Annotated in this window: 2 protein-coding genes; both read left to right on the top strand. The window is 72.9% G+C overall.

Annotation, left to right across the window (positions count from 1 at the left end; genetic code table 11):
* Positions 1-1,200: SCO6880 family protein (locus tag RB628_RS39725; protein WP_318325514.1), on the top strand; the 1,200-nt coding region annotated here is incomplete at its 5' end.
* Positions 1,201-1,234: 34 nt separating this feature from the next.
* Positions 1,235-1,405: DUF6238 family protein (locus tag RB628_RS39720; RefSeq protein ID WP_318325518.1), on the top strand; the 171-nt coding region annotated here is incomplete at its 3' end.

The following is a 1,405-nucleotide window of genomic DNA, read 5'->3' as shown; positions in this document are numbered from 1 at the left end:
CGGATGCGGGGCCAGTTGATCTGGCTCGTCCGGCCCTCCCGCCGCCCGGTCCGCGAAGGACTCCTCCACCTGCCCGGTACCGCCGCCAGCCTGCGCGTGGTCACCGCCCCCGACCGCCGATACGGCGCGGTCCACAACCCCCACACCGGCACGCTGACCGCCGTCGTCAAGGTGTCCTCCCACGCCTACGCGCTGCTCGACCCCGGCACCCAGAACGCCAACGTCAACGGCTGGGGACGCACGCTCGCCGCGCTCGCCCGCACCGGCCAGGTCGCCCGCATCCAGGTGATCGAACGCACCGTGCCGGACTCCGGCGACGCCCTTCGCCGGTACTGGGAGGAGCACGGCCGGCCCGACGCCCCGGTGGCCGGCGCGATCTACAGCGAGCTGATCCAGAGCGCGGGCCCGGCTGCGGCTCCGCACGAGGCGTACGTCGCCATCTCGCTGGACGCCAAGGCCGCGCGACGACTGATCAACCAGGCCGGAGGCGGTCTGACCGGGTCCTTCAGCGTCCTGGCGCAGCTGACCTCGACCTTCGACCAGGCCGCGCGCACCGCCGGGCTCAACCCCACCGGCTGGCTCAGCGCCCACGAGATCGCGGCCGTCGTGCGAACGGCGTACGACCCCAAGGCCCTTGCCGCACTGGACCGTTGGTCCTCCTCCGGGCGTCCCGAGGCCGACCCCGCCGCTGCCGGCCCGGTCGTGGTCGTCGAGAAGTCGGACCACATCGCGACCGACTCCGCCGTCCACTCCACGTACTGGGTGGAGAACTGGCCCCGCACCGAGACGTCGGCGGGCTTCCTGCACCAGCTTCTGTTCACCGCCGGGGTGCGGCGGACCCTGTCGCTGTCGTACGAGCCGAAGGGGCTGGACGCCGCACTGCGCGATGTCCAGCGCAAGAAGGCCACTGTGATCGCGGACGCCGCTGAGCGGGCGCGGCGCGGCCAGGTCGACTCCGAAGCGGACTCGATCGAGTACCAGGACATCAAGTCCCGTGAGCGCCAGCTCATCGCGGGCCACGCGGATGTCGCCCTGACCGGCCTGCTGACCGTCTCGGCCGACACGGAGGAGGAGCTTCGTTCCGCCTGCGCGGTCGTGGAGACCGCGGCGGTCGGCGCCCAGCTCGACCTCCGGCCGCTCACCTGGCAGCAGGCCGAAGCGTTCACCGCCGCCGCCATACCGCTCGCCCTCGCCGCCTGATGCCGGCCCTCCTCCCTTCCGAAAGAGCACCCCCATGTCCCGCACCGCCAGCCCGACCACGCAGGACTTCGTGCCCTTCGCCACCGCCGCACTCGACTTCCACCGCGCGCTCAACGTGCCAGGCGGTCCGCTCGTCACCACCCGCGCCGAGCTGGACGCCCTGCACGCCCACCTCGTCTCGCTGCACGGCCTGCTCGACGCCCAC

The sequence above is a fragment of the Streptomyces sp. ADMS genome (assembly GCF_033441795.1).
GTDB lineage: Bacteria > Actinomycetota > Actinomycetes > Streptomycetales > Streptomycetaceae > Streptomyces.
Note: the sequence above shows the minus strand (reverse complement) of the source record. Positions and strands in the feature narration are given on the sequence as shown.